Here is a 19,647-nt window from a genome sequence, read left to right as displayed (position 1 = left end):
CATGGGAGGGAAGACGATGATCCGACGCCTGCTCGCCCCGACGACGGTCTCCTTGTTGGCGCTCGCCGCCGCTTCGGCCGGCGCGGCCCAGGCGCCGGCCGCCGTGCCCGCCGCGGTCGCGTCCGAGGCGGTGCCGGCCAGGTATCAGGAGCTGGTCGCCCTCTACGGCGAGTTCCGCGCCTTCGTGCCGCCGCCGATGCGCGATGGCGTGCCGGATTACTCGCCGGCCGCCATGTCCGTCCAATATTCCGGACTTCAGCGCTTCATGGAGCGACTGCGCGCGATCGACGACAGCCAATGGCCCGTTTCGCGGCGCGTCGACTACATGCTCGTCCTTGCCGAGATGCGCGGGATGGAGTTCCAGCACCGGGTCGTCCAGCCGTGGAAGCGCGACCCCGCTTTCTACAGCACGACCAACCTGGGCTTCGGCCCCAAGATGCACGGCGCCTTCAGCATCCCGCAGCTCCCCGCCACGGCCGAGCAGGTGCGAGCGCTGAAGGCCCAGCTTGAAGCCGTACCCGAGGCGCTGCGCCAGGCGCGCGCGAACCTCACCGATCCTCGGGGCGACCTCGCCCGCCTCGCCGTCCAGCAGAAGAGGATCGAGGTGAACGTCTTCGGACGGCTCGCCGAGGACGTTCGCGCCCATCATCCCGAGCTGATCGCGCCCGCTCTCGCGGCCCGCGCCGCGGCGGCGAACTTCCTCGTCTGGCTCGAGGACATCGAGGCGGGCCTGCCGGCCCATGGCGGCGTCGGACGCGAGAATTACGACTGGTATCTGCGCCACGTCCTCCTGCTGCCCTACACGGCCGACGAGGTCGAGACGATCGGCGAGCGCGAATACCAGCGCATGATCGCATTCCTGCGCATCGAGGAGCATCGCAACAGGGGCCTGCCCGAGCTGCCGATGGTCCGCACGCGCGCCGAGTTCGATGCGAAGCGGGCGCGCGAGGACAACGAGCTTCTTGGCTTCCTCCGGAACGGCTGGGTGACCATCCCCCACTATGTCCAGCACGATCCGGAGGAAGGACCCTATATCCTTCCCGCGGAACGCGACCCGAGCCGGCCCGGCCTGTTCGACGATCCGGAGAACGTCCACTTCTTCTTCCAGACCGAGTTCCGCGACGGCCTGCCGCTGCGGGCCCACAATCTTCCCGGCCACGCCTTCGACCAGCTCCAGGCCAGCCGGGACACCCGCCCGATCCGCGGCCAGCGGCGGCTTTTCTTCGTCGACGGCCTGCGCAACGAAGGCTGGGCCTTCTATCTCGAGGAGATGATTCTCCAGGCGGGGCTGCTCGACGAACGGCCGCGCACGCGCGAGATCGACTATATACTCGGCGCCAAGCGAGCCGCACGCCTGCTCCCGGAGCTGCGGATGCATGCCAATGAATGGACCTGGGCGCAAGCGAACCGGTCGCTCATCAACCGGACGCCGCGCTGGATGGACGAGGACGATGCCATCGCCCAGTTCGACATCGAGCTTTATCTGCGCCAGCCCGGATACGGCATCGGCTATTATATCGGCAAGGTGGAGCTCGAGCGGCTGCTCGCCGAGCGATCGATGCAGCTCGGGACGGACTTCGACCTCCATCGCTTCCACGACGCGTTCCGCGCCGCCGGCGCCATCCCCATCTCCCTCATCCGATGGGAGATGACCGGCCGCGACGACGAGATCGCCGAGCTGCGAGGCAATTTCTAGATCGTACTCATGTCTGTCGCCATACCGGCCGCCCGACAGTCATTGCCGGCGGTTACCCGTTCTTGCATCGCGAAGGGGAACCGCCCGGCCGAAGGGCGCAGGGTCAACTCACCGGAAGCCGCCACAATCTTGATTGGACGGGACGTTCCGGTACGGGCTTCAATCCGCCTGGTAGCAAGGACCCGCGCCGCCGAATGTAAAGGAATGTCAAATCTTCCGCTTGGCGCGCAACATTCAGATCGCGGGCTGCTAGTCGGACGGCCGGCTCCGCGGCTTACCGACACGGCGCCGCCGCTCTACCCCACGAGAACAGAAGCGAGGACGATGCGGATCGGCATTTTGGAGGATGACCCGGCAACCGCCGAACAGCTCCGCAAACTCCTGTCGCTCGAAGGCCATAGCTGCTTCCTCTATCAGAGCGGCCAGAAGCTGATCGGGTTCCTGTCGCGCGAGACGGTCGACGTGCTGATCCTCGACTGGAACGTACCCGACGTGCCCGGCATCGACGTCATCCGCTGGGTCCGTAGCGAGAATGCTCGCCACCCGCCGATCGTCGTGCTGACGGCGCGCGCCGCAGAGGAGGACATCGTCACGGCGCTCAAGGCGGGTGCCGACGAATATGTGGTGAAGCCTGTCCAGCCCGCGGTGCTGCTCGCCCGCATCGAAGCGCTATGCCGTCGCGCCTACCCGGAGCCGGCGCGCGGCCGCGTGGAGCAGTTCGGCGACTATGCGTTCGACAGCGCAACCGAGACGGTAAGGGTGCGGCAGGAGGCCGTGCAGCTCACGGCGAAGGAATTTGCCCTGGCCCTCATGCTCTTCCACAATCTCAACCGGACGCTCTCGCGGTCCTACATTTTCGAGGCCGTCTGGGGAGGCAGCCCCGATCTCCAGACGCGCACGCTCGACGCCCACATATCGAAGGTGCGCACGAAGCTCGGCCTTCGCGCGGCCAACGGCTACCGCCTTGTCCCGATCTACGCCTATGGCTATCGCCTCGAGGCGACCGGGGATGGGTTCGAGTAGCTTCGGGGGCTGGTGAGTGCGCGCGCTGATCTTATTCCTGGCGGCGCTCCTCGCCCCGCTCCACTTCGCGGCCGCAGCCGAGAATGACGAAATGGTCGCGTACACGACCAAGGCCGGCGACAACCTCTATACGCTGGCCCGGCGCTATTTCATTCGCGTTCATGACTATGTCGAGGTCCAGCGGCTGAATCGCGTGGCCAATCCCTATCGGCTGCCGACCAACCGCCAGCTGAGAATTCCCCGCCGGCTGCTCCGCTACGAGCCGCTGACCGCACGTGTCGCGGCCTTTCGCGGAGACGTTCGCGTCTCCCGCGGCGGCCGGGTGGCGCCGACCGCCGTGGGCACGGTGGTCGGCGAAGGCGATTCCCTGCTCACCGGGCCGAATTCCTTCGTAACGCTGCGGCTCGCGGACGGCTCGCTCGTCGCCCTTCCCTCGCAAAGCCGGGTCCTCGTCCGCCGGCTGCGCAGGCTGCTGTTGACCGGCGAAATCGAACGGGAATTCATGCTCGAGAATGGCCGCGCCCGGGCCGTGGTGACACCGATGGACGAGACACCCGGTGACTTCCGGGTCTCCACGCCCGTCGCGATCTCGGCCGTGCGCGGCACCGAGTTCCGCGCCCGCTATGATGCGGACGGACGCAGCGGCTCGACCGAGGTGATCGAAGGCGAGGTGGGGGTAAGCGACCCCGCCGGCCGGGCGAGCGTGTCGGTTACCGCCGGCTTCGGCGCGGTCGCGACGCCCGAGGGGACCGGCACCGTCATCCCCCTGCTCCCGCCACCGGCGCTGGAGCGGCCGGGCCGCGTGCAGGATGGAGCGGATCTCGCCTTCCGCGTCGCTCCGCTTCAGGGGGCCGAGCGCTACCATGTGCAGGTGGCGCAGGATGCCGGCTTCGTCGACGTCGTGAGCGAGACCTTTTCTGCCGGGCCGGAGGCGACCTTGCCCGGCCTTCCGGACGGTACCTGGTTCGTCCGCATCTCCGGCCTCGGACCGGACGGCCTCGAAGGCATGCCGGCGACCTATAGCTTCCGACGCCTGCGCCTCGACATCATGACGGCTTCGGAGCGCCGCCGGATCGGCCGCTATCACGAATATCTCTTCCGCTGGGCCGTCGAAGGAGCGGGCACGCATCGGTTCCGCTTCCAGCTGATGCGCGGCAGCCCCGATAGTGTGCCGGTGATCGACGAGCCCGGACTCGCCCTCGACGGGTTCGTGGTCACCGATCTTGAGCCGGGCACCTATTTCTGGCGCGTGATGACGATCCAGCGCGCGGAAGAAACCCTTCACGCGAAATGGTCGGCGATGCAGCAGCTGACGATCAGCGCCGAGGAATGAGCGCAGGCCCGGGGGCTCGGCGGCTCGCCGCGGAATGGTGGCTGGTCGCGCTCCTGGCCAGCGTGCTGGTGTGGGTGTTGACCGAGACGCGCGCCGCCCAGCGCCTCGATCATCTGATCTACGATCAGCTCCTGCGGCTGACCGCGCACGAACCCGATCCGCGAATCCTGCTCGTCCCGATCGATACGGACAGCCTGCAGCGGGTGGGCGGCTGGCCGTGGCCTCGGGACGTGCACGCCCGGCTCGTGGAGCGTCTGGCCGCGGGTGCTCCGCGCGCCATCGCTTATGATGTGCTGTTCCTCGAAACGAGCGAAGACGATCCCGAGCTCGCCACAGCGATCCGGCAGTCGCCGCCGCTCTTCCTTCCGCTCCTGCTCGACGCCCCGGGCAGGAATGGTGCGCGCTTCGATCAGATCGCGCCGGTACCCAGCCTCAGGGAAGCCGCTGCCGATATCGGACAGGTGAATCTCCACGCCGACCCCGACGGGCTGATCCGCCGGATGCGTCTCGTCGAGCGGGACGGCGAGCGGTCATGGCCTCATTTGGTGATGCTGCTGGCGCGGCAGCTGGAAGCGGACCCACGGGACCGTTGGCCCGAGGAGGTGCTCATCCCCTTTTCAGGTCCGCCGGGAACCTACTCCTCCGTCTCCGCAGCGGATGTCCTCGCCGGCCGCTTTCCGCCGGAGCTGCTGGCCGGTCGAATCGTCATCGTCGGCGCCAGCGCGCAAGGGCTGGGCGATCGCCATGCCGTTGCCCGCGCCAACGCCGAGGGCGTGATATCCGGCATCGAGCTGCAGGCCAACCTTCTCGACGGACTCTTGAACGACAGGCTCGTCACGCCGGCAGGCCATGGGCTGAAGATCGTTGCCGGCCTCATCCCGGTATGGGCGCTCCTGCTCGGCTTCAGGACGTTTCGCCCTCGCAGTACGACGCTCCTGCTCGTCGCCCTCATCGTCGGCACGATCGGCGCTACCGCCGGAGCCTTCGCGGCATCCCGGATATGGCTCCCTCCGGGACCGGCGGTCGTCGCCTTGCTGGTGGTTTCGCCGGTTTGGGCGTGGCGGCGCCTGGCGGGGGTGAGCGCCTATATGGTAGGCGAACTCGCGCGCCTGCGCGCCGAGCCCGACCACTTCTCGACTCCTCCCCCCAGCCTTCCCACCGATCCACTCATGGCGGAGACGATGCTGCTGAGCGGCGCCATCGACGGCATGAAGGCGACGCGCCGCTTCATCCACGAAAGTCTCGATCAGCTCCCCGACGCGATCTTCGTCGTCGGAGTCGATGGCCGCATCGTGCTCGCCAACCGGTGTGCCGAGCGACTCTGCCTGGACCTTGGGTTCGAGATCGGGGGCCTGTTCTTCCGCGACCTCGTCCGCCTGCTCGAACCCGCTTCGGACCGCGCCGGGGAACAGTTGTGGCCGCCGCCGGAAGTCGATTCCCGTGTGGAAGCCGTGACTCCAGACGGGCGGATATTCGATATCCTCTACACTGCACGCGAACCTTCATCGGGCGAGGCGCAGAGCTGGATCGTCCGGATGAGCGACGTCAGTGCCATGCGCCTCGCGCAGCGCCAGCGCGACGACATGCTGCGCTTCCTGACGCACGACATGCGTTCGCCGCAAGCGTCGATACTCGCTCTCACCTCGAGCGCCGAGCCGGGTGAGATCGACACGCGCCTCGCGCGGCGGATCGACCATTATGCGCAACGAACGCTGGAGCTGGCCGATCACATCGTGCATCTCGCTCGCGCGGAGCTGCTGAACTACGAGCCGGAACAGCTGAATCTCTCGGATCTTCTCGGCGACGCGCTCGACGAGCTCTGGCCGCAGATCACGAAGCGGCGCATCCAGCTGCAGGTCCACGGCGACGATCTCGAGCTGCCGGTCATGGGTGAGGGGTCGCTGCTGACCCGGGCTCTCATCAACCTCATCGACAACGCCGTCAAATACAGTCCCAGCGGCAGCCGGTTGGAATGCCATCTCTCCGTCGAGGACTTCGGTGCCGATCGCTGGGGGGTGTGCGTCATTCGCGATGAAGGACAGGGCTTCTCGAGCGATCAGGTCGGCAAGCTGTTCCAGCGGTTCCAGCGCGGATCGCCTGAATCGTCGGGTTCAGGCGGCGCAGGCCTCGGCCTCAGCTTCGTGGAGACCGTGATCCACCGCCACGGCGGCACCATCTCCTGCGAAAGCCAGGTCGGCAAAGGCAGCGCTTTCATCCTTCGCCTGCCTATGGCAGCCCGGCCTCGCCGGGACGCGGAGCCGTCAGATGCTCGATGAGCGTGTCCCACGCGCCGTCGTCACTTCCCGCGCGGGCCGAGGCGCTCGCGCGGTAGACCTCCTGCCCCGCCCGGTCGGAGACGGCGATCGCCACCGTGCGGACGCCGACGCGGCGGCGGGCAAGATCTGGAGCGCGAAGCCATTGCTGGGGCTCGCCTCGCGTCGGCAGGAGCGCACCCGTTCCGGCTCGCCTTTCTGCGGCGCCGATGTCGACGAGATAGTCGGCCTCTTCCGCCGGGATCAGGCCTCGCGCCCGAAGCCTCGCTGCCATTCCGGCTTCGAGCGCAACGCTCTCCCGTTCATCCCCGTCCACGAAGGCGAACGTGCCGCGCGACGGCAGTGCGCCTCGCGCATCCACGATGACTCCGTCGCTCGCACAGCCGGCGCAGGCCAGGGCGAGACAGATGGCAGCGGTTCGGCGGAAATTCTTTCGCATAGCCCATTCCTACCCTGACCGGGTGTCGGCGCAACCGCTACCTATCGCCATCGTCTCACGAGGCAGGCAGGACCGGCGCCCGGATCGAACAGGCTCCGACCGCTCGCGAACCCTCAACGACCGGCGCCCTTCCGAATGAAGCGTCGGCATCGGATGTTCGGGCTTCGCACGGTCCGCGACGGGCTGCGCGCCCTCAATCCACGGAGATCCCGGCCTGAACGCGCACTTCCACCTCGGTCGCGCCGACCATCGATGTGTAGATCGCATATTCGATTCCGCCGATGTCCTGCGTCCCGCCCGAGGTCCAGCCCTCGCTCAGGTCGAGCGTATCGCGGGAATCGCCCAGGAGGGTGAGGAGCGCGCCGCTGCCGGTTATGCCCAGCACGTCGGCCGCCGAAAGGCTGCCGATATCGTTGCCGTTCAGATCGAGCGCCTCGACATTGGAAAGGCCGGCGTCGAGCTGGGCGCCCGACAGGGTTTCGCCGAGCCGCAATTGCACGGTGTCGTTTCCGGCTCCGGCGTTGATGTTGCCGCCGTGCCAGAGCAGCCTGTCGTCACCGCTCGTGGGCAGCTGGGCGAAGGACTCCACGGTGAGATAGGCGGTGTCGGAGGCCGAGACGCTCGCACCGTCGGACGTGAAGGCCTCCACGCGGACCTGCACGCCGGCGGCGCCGTCCTGATCGGTCAGCGCGTTGCGCGCCTGCAGGAAGCCGAGGCGATCGAGGTCCGATTGGGTCATGCCGGTGATCGTATAGGTGTCGGTGCCGGCGTCGTAGCTGATCCCGTCGAGCTTTTGATCCGTATCGATGTAGAAGGAGGCGAACTCGCCGAGGCCGGTAAGCTTCACCGTCGCCTGTTCCTGGGAGGCGTCGGCCGCGCCGGGCACCGAAGCATCGGCGGGATCGGCCATGGAGGCATTCAGGTTCAAGGCGATGACGGAATTTTCCGGGCCGAACGTGTTCGTCGCCGTCAGGTCGATGCCGTTCGCCACCGCCTCGATCGTCACGTCGCCGAGCTCGAAGCTCTGTATCAGGCCTTCGCTGAACACGCTCTCGCCGCTCTCGACGTTCACGACAAGGTCGTCGAGCGTTCCGCTCCAATGCTGGGGCGGAACGATAGCGATATAGGCCGGCAGCGAACCGTCCGGATTGGATATGACCCAGGTATTGTCGCCGCCGGCATTGCTCGCCAGCGCGGCCGTCTCCGCCGAACTCCCCACATAGACGAGGAATCCGTTCGGCAGGTTGGAGAGCAGAACCGACTTGATGGCCTCGGATCCGTCATCGTCGATCAGGCCGACGACCAGGTTCGTGATCGGAATCTGACTCGACTCCGTTCCCGTCGACGGCGAGCTGGTCACCTCGACGCCGTTGTTGATGATGACGACCTGCCCGGTTCCGGAACCGGTGCCGGTCACGATCTGGCCGGAATTGCTCTCCTGGGTCCTGACCTGCGCACTGAACGACACCTGGCCGGCCGTGCTGTTGTCCGGCGTGTAGACCAGCTCGATTGTAGTGCCGGGCGTAACGCCCTCGACCACGTAATATTGCTCGCCGTCGACGGTTTCGGTGGCCAGCGCGGAGCCCTGATAGGCCAGAGTGCCATTCTCGAGACCGTTGGTGCTGCCGGCCGCGTCCACCCGGATGTAGAGCTTCCCGTCCACGATCGCGCCGAAAGCGCCGTCGGCATCGTTGGCAACGGTGACGGTCACCGGAATCGATTCCACGCCTTCGTCGATCGGGGCGGCGGAGATCGAGATTACCGCCGCATCGGTGACCGGATCGACCGGCACCGTCATATCATCGAGGTCGGCGACCTCGCTGCGGCCGGTCGGCACCGACACGGTCAGCCGCGCGTCGAGCTGGAACGAACCGGGCGCGTTGTTCTCGTTGCTGTCTTCCGGAGCCGTGATCCGGATAGCGTCGAGCAAGGCGGCCAGCGCCGCATCGCCATCGTCGCCCGGATCCACCGTGATCGACGCGGTCCAGACGTCCGCTCCGCCCACCGTCGTTCTGGTCATGCCCTCGATGATCGTGCCCGGCGGCAGATCCGCCAGGGAGACGGTGAAGATGTTGGGGACGCTGTCGTCCCTGATCGTGACCTGGGCGTCGACGACCTGCGAGAGGGAGAAGGTCGCGTCTTCGGCGGCGTGCGCGCCGTTATACTCCCATTGGTCGATCTGCGCCGGTAGCGCGGCGTCGCCTGGGGCAAAATTGGTGGTGAGGTGCCAAGTGACGCGGTCGGAGCGGACCGTCGTTTCCGCCCCGGCATCGCCGCGATCCTGGCTTTGCACCTCGATCGTTATCGGGACGTCGTCGAGGCTCCCGGCAAAGCCGCTGACGTCGAACACGACCGGAAGGTCGATGCCGCCCGCGGAATTGATCGGCAGGGCGGCCGCGTCTTCGAAGATCAGCAGCCAGGTACCTGCACCGCTATAGGCGCCGCCCTGCACCGACACGCCGTCGGGCACGCCTTCGATGACGACGCGGATGATCTTTTCGCTGCCGTCCGTGTCCGGCGTGGCGCCGGGCACGTCGGGATCGGCCGCTCCGGCGATGTTCAGGGTGACGGTCACCCGGTCTCCGGCGCTCAGGACGGCCGTGTCGGGCGTCGCATCGTCATCGGCACGCTCGTCCGACGCGGCCGTGACTCCGTCGGTGCCGCTGATCGCCGTGATCGACACGTCGATCGGATCCGTCGCCGGACTCGCCGTAAGCTCGAAGATGCCGTCCTGCACTCTCGTGGCAGCCGCGCCGGACGGAGTCGAACCGTAGCGCTCGTCCGTGATCTCGTACTTGAAGTCGAACGATCCGAGAGCTCCGTCGAGATTGTCAGCGCCCTTGGCTGCGAGCTGGGCTATCTGATCGCCGGTCAGCAGGTAATAATCCTGCCCATCGATGGTCTCGACCGGGGCGACATCCGCCAGTGGAACGGCCCCGAGGTAGAGCGTGAAGTTGACGGTCTCGGCATCGTCTACCGCGATCCACAGCTTGGTCAGGGTCTCGTCGGTGTCGCCGTTCTGATGGACGATGCCGAGGCCAAGCGGCGTCACCTCGTCCTCCACCAGGACAGCGCTGGTCGTGACCGCGGCTTCGGCCGAGGGGGTCACCTCGATCTGGACCGTGGAGGGGCTTCCGGTGAGCGAGTCGCCGTCATTTTCGGTGGTCACCGGCGTGACCGTGAAGCTTTGGGTGCCGCTGAAATTCGCCGGCGTCGAGACGGTAGCGGTCGCGAACTGCTGCTGGGTGAGGATCCAGACGCGCTCCGCACCGGTGCCGCCCACCAGCATCGTGCCCTGACTGAGGGAGAAGCCTTCGGGCAGCCCGGTGATGCGCAGCGTCAGGACCTCCGAGCCGTCCGAGTCGCCCAGGGCCACGTTCACCAGCTCGCTGAGCATCACCTGGTCGGCGCCGCTGTCGAGCGCGGATTCGTCGTAGACCGTCGCGACGGCCTCGACGTCGGCGGCATCCGCGACGCCCCGCATAGACACGTTGACGCTGAGATCCTGCGAGCTCGACGCGTCGGTTCCGTCGACCGAATAGGCCGAGACGCCGAGGGCGAAATCGTCGTTGCTGTCGGGCGGCGGCTGGATCGTCAGCGCCCTGGCGGAATCGAAGTCTTCGATGGTGACGCTGCCGTCGGTCTGCGTCAGGAGAATGCCGTCATAATAGAGCTCGGCTCCCACCGGGATTCCGGAGATCGTCACGGTGAAGGTCTCGGACGGGTCCGAACTGGTCGGCCTGATTTCCAGCGGAATGCCTTCGTCCTCGATCCCGGTCGCGCGAGCATTCAGCGCCATCGTGACCTCGTCGGCGACCGGCTGGATGATCAGGTTCGTCAGCTGCGCCGAGCCGGAGACCGCCTCGGCGGTGCCCCCGTCGGGATCGTTATCGACGGTAAGGGTCTGAACGCCGATGCTGAAGGATCCGGACAGGTTTTCCGGTGCCTTGAACTGCAACGTGCTCAGATACTCGACGGGAATGTCCACGGGTGTGCCGGAATAGGTGACGACGACCCAAGCGCCGCCCCCTTCACTCGTGTCGCCATTGGTCGAATAGCGGAACTGTGAGCCGATCGCATTGCCGGCGCCGCCGTCGCCGGAGATCAGCTCCGGCGTGAGACGCGCATAGACGGCTTCGTCGGTGTCCTGGTCGCTCCAGCCGCTGCCGAGATCGAAACCGCCGTCGGTGCCGAGCGTGAACCAGGCATCCTCTTGACCCGCCGTGCCGTAGGCGTGGCTCCCCGGCATTCCGGCGTCCGAAGTCCCGTCGCCGTCCGTATCGCTGCCTACCGTTTCGGCGGCCGCAGACACGGCGACATCGATCGAGAGATCGACCCTGGTCGCCTGGGTGACGTCGCCGCCGTTGATGCTGACCGTGTCGGCACTGGTAACGGCAACGTCGATCGTGACATCCGCGCTGCTATGGCTCGGCGGCCTGATCAGGAAGCCGTCCAGCACCGCCTCGCGCTGCTCTTGCGTGAGGCCCGCACCGAAGGTGATGGTGTAGGTCCCGCCGCTCTCGTCGACGCCGTAACCGACGCCATCGCCGGTATCGGTCAGCAGCCACCCTGCAGGAACCTCGAATTGCACTTCGGTGATGACCTCGGTGCCGCCCCCGCCGGTGTCCGTCGTGCGGACCCCGGAGAGGAAGGCCACGGCATTGTCCTCCGTGGTCGAGACGTCGGACGCGGTCACGTCGCCGCCGCGCGGCGTGACATGCAAGTCCAAAGTCACCGAATCCTGCACCTCCGCCCCGTCGGTCGGACCGGACCCAATTCCGTCGTCGTCCGCGTCGCGGCCCTTGAGCGTGATGGTGACCGTCACGTCGCCGCTGAAATCGGCCGGCGGCACGATCGTCATCGGCGGCAGACCGCCGGCGGAAGTGCTCAGGCCGGGTGCCGGAACGAGGGCCACGGGGTTCGACGCGGTCACCGTCTCGCCATTGACGGTCGTGCCGATCGGCAAGCCGGAGATCTCGATCCAGCGAATCTCGGAGCCGTCCAGGTCGGAGGTCGCATTGCCGTCGCCGGCGCTGGGGAAGCCAACCGAAATCAGCTGCGCGAGATCGAAGCTCGAATCCTCCACGATCGTGTGATCGCTCGCCAGGCCGTCGCCATCGCCTCCGTCGACGAGCGCAATCTCGACGGGGTCGGTGACGGCCTGCACGTTGACGGTGACGCTCGTCGAAGACGTCGCGCCGGGCACGCCGTCGATCGGCGTTCCGTCTGCCTCCACTTCATAGCTGGTCACGCTCACGCCGACGGTGAAGTTGGCGTGGTCCTCGTTCGGCGGCAGGACCTGCATGGCCTCGTAGGTCGCCGTCGACAGCGACAGGTCCGCACCGATGCCGGCGACATGCGGACCGTCCGACAACTGGATCGTGATCTCGCCGCCGTCCGATACCCACAGGACATTGCCCGAGCCGTCGAGCAAGGCGGCGCCGGCAGGAATGCCGCTGAGCGTGATGGCGCCCAGAAGCTCCGGATTGTCCCCCGCCGCTGAACCGTTCTGGTCCGTGGCATCGCTCACGATCGGCGCGCTCAGCCCGAGCGCGACGGCACTGTCCTCGTTCGTCTGCACCGTCGCGGGGCCGGGCAACTGCGGGGCGTCCGAAATCGGGTTGACAATCATGGTCACTGTCGTCGTGACAGTGCTGCCGTCATCGGCCGTCGTCGTGTAGGTGAAGCTGTCCGTCCCGCTGAAATCGGGATCGGGCCTGTAGGTGATGCTGCCGTCGGCACCGACCGTCAACGAGCCGTTGGATGGATCCGTCACCTCCAGATTTTCATCAGAGGCATCGGCGCTCGTGTTGAAGGTGATCCCGCTCTCGTCTTCGTCGAGGGTGAAGGTCCGCTCGGTCGCGGGCTGGTCGTCGGTGACGGTGATGATGATGAAGTTCGAGCTGTCGCTGTCGCCGTCAGCGTCGGTCACGCCGAACTGGAGGGGCAGCTCGATCGCGTCCCCGCTCGTGTGGTCCAGCGGACGGTAGAGGGTAAAGCTGTAGCTGGCGCTTGCTGCCGTGGGATCGACGATCGTCGCGACGAAGACGACCGCTCCGCCTGCGCCGGCCGTCGCTGTCAGCGTGTGGCCGTCGCCGCTGACCGTATAGACGAGCTCGGTGCCGCCGGACGTGAGGTTCTGGTCTTCCAGATTGGCCTGCGTCGTGGCGAAGGTCACATCGGTTCCGTCGGCACCCTGGGTGACGGCGAGCGATCCGGTCTGCGTCAGCGCCACCGGATCGGGATCGCTGCCGTTCGACAGATTGGATTCGTTCACCACGTTCGTGGTCGGATCGCCGATCGACGGCGCCGTGTCCGCCACGGCGACGGTCTGGCTGGCCCAAGCGCTGACGTCGCCGTCCCCGTCGATGAGCGTGTAGGAGAAGACGTCGTCGACGGAGAGATCGTTGCCGGGCTGCGGGTGGTCCACCGAAGGCCCGGACGTGGCGGCGGGATCGCTCGTGTAGCTCCAGCTGCCGTCCTGGCGCACGGTCAGGCTGCCGTGAAGGGTATCGAAGGTGCTGCCGTCCGACCCGGGGGCAACCGTGACGGTGACCAGGTCGCCGGCCTCGTTGGTGTACTGGATCTGGTGGACGAGGGCGCCGTCGGCGCCTTGAACATCGTTGCCGAGCAGCAATGTGCCCGTCACGGTCTGCCCGCCTTCGACGACGCCGGCATCGGCATCGGCCTGCGCCGTGGGCACGTCGTCGACGACCGTCAGGTTCAGCCTCCCGGCAACGCTGGAGTCGCTGTCGTCGACCCGGTAGTCGACCGAAATCGACAGGCCGTTCTCGCCGTCCGCGAGCCCATGGTCCAGCTTTCCGGTCAAGATCATGGTCACGCTTTGGCTGGTACCGGATGCATCGGTCGGGTTATTCAGCGTCAGCGTGAACACAACCGGTCCGCCCGGACCGGCCGTGGCCGTGAGCACGTGGCCGTCGGCGCTCAGCGCGAAGGCAAGAGCAGTAGCGCCCGACGTCAGGTTCAGCGCCTCCAGTCCATTCACGGTCGAGACTTCGAAAACCACGTCGCTGATCGCGTCGGCCCCCTTCGCGATCGCCAGATCCTCTGTCACCATATTGGCCGGCGAGCCCGCGCTCCCCGCCCCGGGGATGTCCTGCTCGTCGATGGCGAGGCCCACCGGCGCCGCGACGGGGTTCGTATCGTCCACCGTCAGCGGCTGGATCGCGGACGCGGTCGAACCGTCATTGTCTTCGATGGTATAGCCGAAGCTGTCCGACACGCCCGACCTATTGTCCTCCGCCGCGTCGCTGACGTAGCTCCAGGTGCCGTCCGGATTGACGGTGAGGGAACCATAGCGCGTGTCCACGGTCACGCCGCCAGGGAGCACTGCCGCGGTCGCGCTGTTGCCGGACTCGTCGGTATAGGTGATCGAAACCACCTTGGCGGATCCGTCCGCGCCGGCCTGGTCGTTCCCGAGGAGATTCGCGCCGCCGCTCCCGGATCCGAGGACTGCCCCGCCTTCGTCCAGCGACAGTCCGGGTTGGTCCACGGCCACCGGCGCGTCATCGGCCACGGCCACCTGGAAGCTCCCGGAGGCGGCATCGCCGTCCGCGTCGGTCACGGTGAAGCCGAACGACAGGTCGATATCTGTTCCCTCATGGTCGAGGGGACCGGATAGCTCGAAACTGTAGCCCGTGGTCGGCGACCCCGGATCGGTCAGCGACACGATGAAGATGACGGCGCCGCCGGGTCCCGCGGTCGCCGTGAGGGTATGGCCGTCCGCGCTCACGACGTAGACGATCTGTACGCCGTTGGAGGTCAGGCCGGCCGGGGCCGACTGGGCGGGATCGAAGACCGTCGTGAGGGAGCCGTCGTCGGCGCCGGTCCGCAGGTCGAGCGAGCCCGTTCGCGTCAGCGCGCCCGGATCGGGGTCGGTGCCGGCCGGAAGACTCGCCTCGTCGACCGTGGCCGCATCCGGCGTGCCGATCGACGGCACGTCGTCGATGATATTGACGTTCAGGCTGGACTGCCTGACTGCCCCTGCAGCGTCCTCGACGGCCAGCAGGATCTCCTCGACACTGTTCGCCGATGCCGCGTCGGGATTGGAGACGCTCTCTTCGAGAGTATAGGTGTAGCTCAGCGTGCCGCCCGTGGAGACGCCGCCTGTCTCGCCCGACGACGTAAATCCGGTCAGCGTCAGCCTGCCTTGTGCCGTGTCGATCTCGATCGGCGTGCCGGAGGCGATCGCCTCGAGCTGCGCGAGCGTGACGGTCGTGGCTCCGATGGTGATGGCGGCGAGCCCGTTGGCCGCCGTAATGGTGAGGGTGCCGGTGGCTGTCTCGTTCTGGCCGGCAGGTCCGTCGCTGGTGAGCCCCGCCTCGTAGACCGTCACCTGACCTGGTTCGATGCCATTGCCGTCGGCCGCCACGATCGAGGGAACGCCGTCGTCATTTCCGTTGATCGTGATCGTCAGCGTCGTGAACGATCTGCCGCCCTCACCGTCGGAAATCGCATAGCTGAAAACGTCCGACAGCGGCGGGCTCGCGCCGTCCAGCGCGTTCACCGTCGGGTTCGAATTGTCGAGCTCGTAGCTATAGCTGCCGTCGGCATTGAGGGTCAGCGTGCCGAACGCGCCGACGATCTGCGTTCCGGCATTCGGGATGCCGGGAAAGTCGTCGAGTTCGGCGGCCGTGCCGGCCACCACATGCGTGACCGACAAGGCATCGCCGTCGGGGTCGATATCGGCACCCCCCGCGGCGACTCCGCTCTCGATCACCCCGTCGGCCGCCGACACGACGAGCGCCGGCCCGTCTTCGGTGACGCTGCCCTGGTCCGCCGCCGCCTCCGGCGCCGGATTGGCGACGGTCCAGTCGAAGCTCTGGCTCACCGTCGCGCCATGGGGATCGGTGGCCGTCACGACAACCGTGTAGAGGCCGGCCGGGTTGCCGGGCGTGCTCGCCTGGCTCGCCGAATGATCGATCGTCCCGCTGATGATCCCGGTCGCCGGGTCCAGCGTCAGGCCTGTCGGGAGGCCGGTCGCCGAATAGGTCAGCGCGTCGCTCGCATCCATGTCCGCAAAGGCGTCGCTGACATCGACTTCGGCAACGGAGTCGGCATCCTCGCTGGACTGGCCGGGCAGCGTCCCCACCGCCACCGGGCCGTCATTGGTGCCGGTCACCGTCACTTCGAGCGTCGCCGTGTCCGTGCCGCCCTCGCCGTCGCTGATCGTGTAGGTGATGCTCGTCGTCCGCGTCTCGCCGACGGCGAGATCGTCGAATGCGCCGTCGGGATCGAAGGCGTAGCTGCCGTCCGCATTCAGCGTGAAGGCCCCGCCATTCGCGCCGGTCACCGCAGCGCCGACATTGGCCGTCGCGCCGTTCACCGCCTCCACGACCAGCGGATCGCCTTCCGGATCGCTGTCATTGTCCAGCACGCCGTCCGCTGCGGTCACCGTCAGCGGGGTGCCCTCGTCGGTCGTGTTGGCGTCGTCCACCGCATCGGGCGCATCGTTCGTGCCGGTCACCGTGACTTCGAGCGTGGCCGTGTCCGTGCCCCCCTCGCCGTCGCTCACCGTGTAGGTGATGCTCGTCGTTCGCGTTTCGCCGGCCGCCAGATCGTCGAATTGGCCATTCGGGTCGAAATCGTAGCTGCCGTCGCTGTTCAGGATGAACCGGCCGCCATTCGTGCCGACCATCGAAGTGCCGACGCCGGCCTCGACGCCGTTCACTGCCTCCACGACCAGCGCGTCCCCATCCGGGTCGGCGTCATTGCCGAGCACGCCATCCGCCGCGCCGACGGTGAGAGGCGTGTCCTCGTCCACCGTGTTGACATCGTCGGTTGCGCCCGGAGCGGGGTTGGTGACGGTCCAGGTGAAGGTCTGCGTCACCGTGCCGCCATTGCCGTCGTCGGCGGTCACCACCACGGCATAGACCCCGGCCGGATTTCCCGGCGTGCCCGACTGGCTCGCCGAGGGATCGATCGTCCCGCTGATGATCCCGGTGATCGGATTCAGCGTGAGGCCGGCCGGAAGGCCCGCGGCCGAATAGGTCAGCGCGTCGCTCGCATCCAGGTCCGCAAAGGCGGCGCTGACGTCGACCTCGGCGACCGCGTCGGAATCCGCATTGGCCTGGCCGGGCAGCGTTCCCACCGCCACCGGCCCGTCATTGGTGCCCGTCACCGTCACTTCGAGAGTGGCCGTGTCCGTGCCGCCCTCGGCGTCGCTGACCGTGTAGGTGATGCTCGTCGTCCGCGTCTCACCGACCGCCAGATCGCCGAACTGACCGTTCGGATCGAAGTCGTAGCTCCCGTCGCTGTTCAGGGTGAACCGGCCGCCATTGGTGCCGGTCACATCCGCGCCGACATTCGCCGCGAGGCCGTTCACCGCCTCGACGACCAGAGGATCGCCGTCCGGGTCGTCGTCATTGCCGAGGACGCCGTCCGGCGCCGCCACGGCCAGCGGCAGGTCCTCGCCAGTCGTGCCGGCATCGTCGCTCGCTACCGGGCCGGGATTCGTCACCGTCCAGGTGAAGCTCTGCGTCACCGATGCGCCGTGCGGATCGGCGGCGGTCACCACTATCGCATAGGTGCCGGCGGGATCGCCCGGAGTGCCCGTCTGGCTCGCAGACGGATCGATCGTGCCGCTGATGATCCCGGTCGCCGGGTTCAACGTCAATCCGGGCGGAAGACCGATCGCCGAATAGGTCAGCGCGTCGCTCGCATCCAGGTCCGCAAAGGCGGCGCTGACGTCGACTTCGGCGATCGCATCGGCATCCGCATTGGCCTGGCCGGGCAGCGTTCCCACCGCCACCGGCCCGTCATTGGTGCCGGTCACCGTCACCTCGAGAATGGCCGTGTCCGTGCCGCCCTCGCCGTCGCTGATCGTGTAGGTGGCGCTGGTCGTCCGCGTTTCCCCGACCGCGAGATCGCCGAAGGCACCGGCCGGATCGAAATCGTAGCTCCCGTCCGCATTGAGCGTGAACGTACCGCCGTTCGAGCCAGCGATCGCCGAACCGACAGCGCCTTCGGCTCCGTTCACCGCTGCGACGACGAGGGCATCCCCGTCCGGGTCGCCGTCATTGCCCAGGACACCGTCCGCCGCAGCCACGACCAGCGACGTGTCCTCGTCCGTCGTTCCGATATCGTTGGCGGCTTCCGGCGCCGGGTTCGACACCGTCCAGCTGAAGCTCTGCGTCGTCGTTGCGCCGCCAGGATCGGCGGCGGTCACCAATACCGTATAGGTGCCGACCGGATTACCCGGCGTGCCCGAGTGGCTGGCCGAAGGGGCGATCGTGCCGCTGACGATCCCGGTCGAGGGATCGAGCGCCAGCCCCGGCGGCAGGCCCGTCGCCGAATAGGTCAGCATGTCGCCGTCCGTGTCGGTGAAGGCGAAAGAAAGGTCGACGTTCGCGATCGCGTCGGCATCGAAATTCGCGCGTTCCGGAAGCGTCGACGCCTCCGGGGTGTCGTTCACCGGCGTCACCGAGATGTCCAGGGTGCTGGTGGCGATGCCGCCATCGTTGCCGTCGGTCACGGTATAGGTGACTGTCGGCACCTTGCCGTTCCAGTCCCGGTCGGGCGTGAAGACGTAGTTCCCGCTCCGATCTATCACCAGCGTCCCGACACCGGGGATCCGGGCCGTTTCGCCCGCCGAATAGACCTGGCCGCCAATCTCGAAGCCGGTCACCGTGATCGGATCGGCATCGGCATCGCCATCATTGTCCAGGACGTTTGCGGACAAGGGCGTGTCTTCGGGAATCGTTTCCGTTTCGGGAGACGCGGTCGGCGTCACATTGGCGACATCGACCGTGACCGTCGTCGTCTCTTCCACCCCGCCGGCGGTGACGGTGTAGGTATAGCTGTCGATCCCGACATAACCCGGAAGGGGTGTATAGGTGATCGTGCCGTCGGGATTCACCACGACCGTGCCGTGCTCGCCTTGAGTCACGCTCGTGACTCGCGCAGCTTCATCCTCGAACGTGTCGTTCGCCAGCACGTCCGTCGTGACCGGTTTTCCGGAATGGGTCGTGACATCGTCGGACTCGATATCGAGGCGCGGTTCCACTTCGATGTCGAGCCGGCTGGTGGCGGTTCCGCCCCGCCCGTCATCCACCGTGTAGGTGATGGTCGGCACCATGCCGTTCCAATCGGGAGCCGGCGTGAAGCTGTAGCTCCCGTCGGCGCCGATCAGGAGGACGCCGATGCCCTCGATCGTCGCCGTCTCGCCCGCCGAGTAGGCTTGGCCGCCCACCTGGAATCCGACCACAGCCAAGGTGCCGTTGTCGGGATCGACGTCATTGTCGAGCACGTTGCCGGCGGCGACTTCGTCTTCCTGGATGATCCGCCTGTCGGGCGCGGTTTCCGGAGCCTGGTTGGTCGGCCCCTCGTCCTCGCGTCCGCGACTGTAGCGCCACTCGATCGTCTCCTCGGTCGCGTCCTCCCAGTCGATCGTCATCGGCCGAACGATTTCCTGGACGCGCGCCAGGTTGAGCGGCGTGATGGCGTCGGTCTCGAGATCTTCGTCCACGCGGACGAGCTGAACGAAACGGTAGCCGTCGCCGGCTCGCGCCGGGCCGCCACCGTCGCGGTCGCCCTCGGCGACGTCTTCCCCGCCATCGTCGCCGCGCAGATCCTCCTCGATCATCCTGACCAGATCCGGCGTCGCCACGAAGGCTTCGCCCTGGTCGGGCGGAACGATGGTGAACCCGCTGCCTTCAGGGGCCGAATGCGTGATCAATCCGGCGTCGGAGCCATAGCTGATCGTGACGGTGGCGCCTGCGGCAAGGATCAGGGTCTCGTCGCCATTCAACCGGTCCCCGGCGGCGAGCTGGCGCAGAGAACCGTCGGCGCCCCTTGCCCATGCCGTTCCCGTGACGCCGACGACGATCCCGTTCTTGTTCATACTCGATCCTCACGCATCCAC

General features: G+C 67.2%; 6 protein-coding genes. 4 read left to right on the top strand and 2 right to left on the bottom strand.

Features of this window, described 5'->3' with window-relative positions; all coding sequences use genetic code 11:
* Positions 1-16 precede the first annotated feature (16 nt).
* The 4 genes from DDE10_RS16690 (at position 17) to DDE10_RS16675 (ending at position 6,328) form a co-directional block, all read left to right on the top strand.
* Entirely contained in the window at positions 17-1,696 is a 1,680-nt protein-coding gene (locus DDE10_RS16690) for a DUF885 family protein (RefSeq protein ID WP_162806685.1), read from the top strand.
* Between the two features lie 324 nt (positions 1,697-2,020).
* Positions 2,021-2,719 (top strand): response regulator transcription factor, encoded by a 699-nt coding sequence (locus tag DDE10_RS16685; RefSeq protein WP_114953926.1) that lies wholly within the window; start codon positions 2,021-2,023, stop codon positions 2,717-2,719.
* Positions 2,720-2,735: 16 nt separating this feature from the next.
* Positions 2,736-4,052 (top strand): FecR domain-containing protein, encoded by a 1,317-nt coding sequence (locus tag DDE10_RS16680; RefSeq protein ID WP_114953925.1) that lies wholly within the window; start codon positions 2,736-2,738, stop codon positions 4,050-4,052.
* On the top strand, positions 4,049-6,328 hold the full coding sequence (locus DDE10_RS16675) for a CHASE2 domain-containing protein (RefSeq protein ID WP_162806684.1): 2,280 nt from the start codon (positions 4,049-4,051) through the stop codon (positions 6,326-6,328). Before DDE10_RS16680 ends, DDE10_RS16675 begins: the two co-directional genes overlap by 4 nt.
* On the opposite strand, the gene DDE10_RS16670 is transcribed toward DDE10_RS16675, so the two are convergent.
* Together DDE10_RS16670 and DDE10_RS16665 are read right to left on the bottom strand one after the other, a co-directional pair.
* Positions 6,279-6,764, bottom strand: coding sequence for a hypothetical protein (locus tag DDE10_RS16670; RefSeq protein ID WP_114953923.1), 486 nt, complete (start codon positions 6,762-6,764; stop codon positions 6,279-6,281). The two genes, DDE10_RS16675 and DDE10_RS16670, sit on opposite strands and share 50 nt — an antisense overlap.
* 193 nt (positions 6,765-6,957) lie before the next feature.
* A complete protein-coding gene (locus tag DDE10_RS16665; protein ID WP_114953922.1) occupies positions 6,958-19,626 on the bottom strand; it encodes a cadherin-like domain-containing protein in 12,669 nt (4,222 codons plus the stop codon).
* Between the last annotated feature and the right edge of the window lie 21 nt (positions 19,627-19,647).

Source organism: Sphingosinicella terrae, assembly GCF_003347635.1.
In the GTDB taxonomy this organism is placed as follows: Bacteria; Pseudomonadota; Alphaproteobacteria; order Sphingomonadales; family Sphingomonadaceae; genus Allosphingosinicella; species Allosphingosinicella terrae.
This window is presented reverse-complemented; position numbering and strand designations above follow the sequence as displayed.